The sequence below is a fragment of the Streptomyces sp. NPDC004658 genome (assembly GCF_040609555.1).
Classification (GTDB): domain Bacteria; phylum Actinomycetota; class Actinomycetes; order Streptomycetales; family Streptomycetaceae; genus Streptomyces.
The window spans coordinates 1-3,720 of the sequence record NZ_JBEXKG010000323.1 but is presented as its reverse complement, the minus strand read 5'-3'; the positions used below and the strand labels follow the sequence as shown (position 1 = coordinate 3,720).

4 protein-coding genes are annotated in these 3,720 nt (G+C 73.8%); all 4 read left to right on the top strand.

Translation table 11 applies throughout. From position 1 onward, the window contains the following. The first annotated feature begins 403 nt into the window (after positions 1-403). Complete coding sequence (locus tag ABZV94_RS40720; RefSeq protein WP_356350024.1) at positions 404-1,909, top strand: MFS transporter; 1,506 nt, start codon at positions 404-406, stop codon at positions 1,907-1,909. 134 nt (positions 1,910-2,043) lie between these two features. Beyond that, on the top strand, positions 2,044-2,220 hold the full coding sequence (locus tag ABZV94_RS40715) for a hypothetical protein (RefSeq protein WP_356350022.1): 177 nt from the start codon (positions 2,044-2,046) through the stop codon (positions 2,218-2,220). 117 nt (positions 2,221-2,337) lie between these two features. Beyond that, a complete protein-coding gene (locus ABZV94_RS40710) occupies positions 2,338-3,399 on the top strand; it encodes an iron-containing redox enzyme family protein (protein WP_356350019.1) in 1,062 nt (353 codons plus the stop codon). 21 nt (positions 3,400-3,420) lie between these two features. Further along, a partial coding sequence (locus ABZV94_RS40705) for a methyltransferase (protein WP_356350016.1) occupies positions 3,421-3,720 on the top strand: 300 nt, incomplete at its 3' end.

Genomic DNA, 3,720 nt, shown 5'->3' with positions numbered 1-3,720 from the left:
GGCGGGCCACGGCCGCGCCGATGCCCGAGGAGGCGCCCGTCACCAGGGCGGCACCGCCCTGGCCGGGGTGCGGGGCGGCGACCGCTGTCGCCGCCGGGGCCGGGAGCGGCCGGGTCTCGTTCGACGGTCCTGCGGGGGACGGGGCATGGGACATGGTGACGACCTCACTGCGACGGCGTTGCACGGGCTCGCGAACTCCGGGGCCGAACCTTCGCGGTGTATCCAGGGCGCCACACACTGAAACACCGCGCACGGCGGAGTGGCCCGCCGTAAGGAAACGTTGCCGTTTCGCTCGCGGTGACCTAGGCTCTAGCTGTACGAAACAGTTTCGTTTACGAGCTGTTCGCCTTCTCGTACCTGTCTGCCGTCCCGTACCCGAACGACTTCCCTGGAGTGGTTCCGCATGCCCGAGAAGACCCTGGCCGAGAGCTCCCGCGCGGGAGCGGCGGCGCCGGAGCGCGGTGAGGCCTCGCCCAAGCGGTGGTGGATCCTCGCGGTCATCGCGACGGCCCAGCTGATGGTCGTGCTCGACGCCACGATCGTGAACATCGCCCTGCCGTCCGCCCAGACCGACCTCGGCTTCTCCGACGGCAACCGGCAGTGGATCGTCACCGCCTACGCGCTGGCCTTCGCCTCCCTGCTGCTGCTCGGCGGCCGGATCGCCGACATGTTCGGCCGCAAGACCGCCTTCCTCGTCGGCGTCGTCGGCTTCGCCGCGGTCTCCGCGCTCGGCGGCGCCGCCAACGGCTTCACCATGCTGGTCGTCGCCCGCGCCCTTCAGGGCGTCTTCGGCGCGCTGCTCGCACCCGCCGCGCTGTCGCTGCTCAACACCACGTTCACCGACGCCCGGGAGCGGGCGCGCGCGTTCAGCGTGTACGGCGCCATCGCCGGCGCGGGCGGTGCGTTCGGGCTGCTGCTCGGCGGTGTGCTGACCGACGCGCTGGACTGGCGCTGGACGCTGTACGTGAACGTGGCCATCGCGGTCGTCGCCTTCGCGGGCGGCTGGCTGCTGCTGGGCAACCACCGCGACGCTGCGGACGCCAAACTCGACGTCCCGGGCACGGTCCTGGTCGCCGCCGGCCTGTTCTCCCTGGTCTACGGCTTCTCCAACGCCGAGACCCACGACTGGGGCTCCCCGCTCACCTGGGGCTTCCTGATCGCGGGCGGCGTGCTGCTGGCCGCCTTCGCCTGGTGGCAGACCCGGACCGCGCACCCGCTGCTGCCCCTGCGCATCCTGCTCGACCGCGACCGCGCGGCCTCCTTCCTCGCGGTGCTGATCGCCGCCGGCGGCATGTTCGGCGTGTTCCTCTTCCTGACCTACTACCTCCAGCTCAACCTCGGCTTCAGCCCCACGAAGACCGGTGTGGCGTTCCTGCCGATGGTCGGCGCCCTGATGGTGACCGCCCAGCTGGGCACCACGCTCCTGCTGCCCCGGACCGGCCCGAAGGTGGTCATACCGCTGGGCTTCGCGGTCGCCACGGCCGGCATGGCCTGGCTGACCGGCATCGGCCTCGGCTCCCACTACCTCGGCGCGGTGCTCCCGCAGCTGATCGTGATCGGCGTGGGCCTCGGCCTCGTCATGCCGACGGCCATGCAGCTGGCCACCGGCGGGGTCGCGGCCGAGGACGCCGGCGTGGCCTCCGCGACCGTCAACGCCATGCAGCAGGTGGGCGGCTCGATCGGCACGGCCCTGCTGAACACCCTCGCCGCGAGCGCGGCCACCGACTACCTGGCCGGCCGGGACGCCACCAGCGAGCTGGTGCGGGCCCAGGCCACGATCGAGAGCTACACCACCGCCTTCTGGTGGTCGGCGGTCCTGTTCGGCGCCGGCGCGGTCATCGCCTTCCTCTGCTACCGGCGCGGGGTGCCGCGGCAGAACGCGGGCGCCGCACCCGTCGTCCACATGTGACAGCCGCCGCAGCCCGGGCGCGGGGCCGCCGTCTGCAGGGAGACGGCGGCCCCGCGCTGTGTCCGGGAGACGCTTGGGACGGCGCCGTCGGGTAACTCGCAGGGGAGATCACCTCGCCGACGGAAGGAGACGTCATGCCAGGCGGGAACGGCCACGACGACCACGAGGACCGGCCGGAGACGGCCCTGGAGGAGGTGCTCCGGGAGGTCGAGGAGGCCGAGAAGCGCGACGAGGACCGGTCCGCCTCCGGTGAGGCCGGGGACACGATCACCCCGAGTCCCACGGCGCAGGAGCAGGCGAACGGCGACTGAGGCCGGGCCGAGCGGCGCGACGGGCGGGGCCACGGCCCGTCCGCCCTCCGTCCGGTGACCTCCGCACGGGCACGGCCGCTCACCACTGCTTCGCCTCGGGGCGGGTACCCGTGCCCCATGAACCACCCTGTGCGAGGACCCCTGCTGCCCCCGCCCCGAGGCCCCCTCTCCGCGGCGGTCACCGCGTACCTGCGGGGCGCGGGACCGCTTCCCGACCCCGCGGACGCCGACTCCGCCGACCCGTACGGCGACGACCTCCAGCTCGCCCTCTACCTCTGCTACGAGCTGCACTACCGTGGCTTCGCCGGTGTGGCGCCGCAGACCGAGTGGGACCCGGAGCTGCTGCGCGTCCGCGCCGCGCTGGAGCACCGCTTCGGCGCCGCGCTGCGCGCCGACACCCCGGTCCACGAGAGCCTGGACGACGCGCTGGCCGCCCTGCTGGTCGAGCCGGCCGAGGGCACGGGCGTCACCCACTTCCTGTGTGCCGAGGGCGAGCTGTGGCAGCTGCGCGAGTACGCGGCGCTGCGCTCGCTGTACCACCTGAAGGAGGCCGACCCGCACGCCTGGGTGCTGCCGCGGCTGTGGGGCCGGGCCAAGGCGGCCATGGCCGCGGTCGAGTACGACGAGTTCGGCGGCGGCCGGGCCGAGCGGGTGCACGCGCGCCTGTTCGCCGACCTGATGACGGACCTGGACCTGGACACCACGTACGGCCGCCACCTGGACGCGGCCCCGGCCGAGATGCTGGCCGTCGTCAACCTGATGTCCCTGTTCGGCCTGCACCGCGACCTGCGCGGCGCGCTGGTGGGCCACTTCGCCGAGGTGGAGATCACCTCCTCGCCCGGCTCCCGCCGGCTGGCCGAGGCGATGCGCCGCACCGGAGCCGGCCCGGCCGCGGAGTTCTTCTACGACGAGCACGTGGAGGCCGACGCGGTGCACGAGCAGGTCGTCCGGCACGAGGTGATCGGCGGACTGCTCGCCGAGGAACCGGAGCTGGCGCCGGACATCGCCTTCGGGATCGACGCGACCGAGTACCTGGAGGACCGGCTGGCGCGGCGGCTGCTCGCACACTGGCGCGCGGGACGGTCGGCCCTGCGGACGCCCCTGGACTCCCCCGTTCCCACAGCCGCGCGCTCACCCCTGGGAACACCCCGGGAACAGGAGGTCTCCCATACATCCTGACTCCCGGGGTACCCGCGCCGTGTGATCGCTTTGGTGCTTCCGGGTGTGTACGCCCCGCAGGACGACACGGAGCTGCTGGCCGAGGCCCTCCGCGAGGAGGCGCCCTCCCCCGGTGCGCGAGTGCTGGACGTCGGGACGGGAAGCGGTGCGCTGGCCCTGGAGGCGGCCCGGCGGGGCGCCGCGGTGACCGCGGTGGACGTGTCCCGGCGGGCGGTGTGGACGGCCCGGCTCAACGCGTGGCTGCGGCGGCTGCCGGTCCGCATCCGGCGCGGCAACCTCTTCGCGCCGGTGCGCGGCCGGACGTACGACCTCATCCTGGCG

Excerpts from the sequence above, each read along its gene's own strand:
- ABZV94_RS40720 (WP_356350024.1), top strand. The coding sequence starts at position 404 with ATGCCCGAGAAGACCCTGGCCGAGAGCTCCCGCGCGGGAGCGGCGGCG.
- ABZV94_RS40715 (WP_356350022.1), top strand. The coding sequence starts at position 2,044 with ATGCCAGGCGGGAACGGCCACGACGACCACGAGGACCGGCCGGAGACG.
- ABZV94_RS40710 (WP_356350019.1), top strand. The coding sequence starts at position 2,338 with ATGAACCACCCTGTGCGAGGACCCCTGCTGCCCCCGCCCCGAGGCCCC.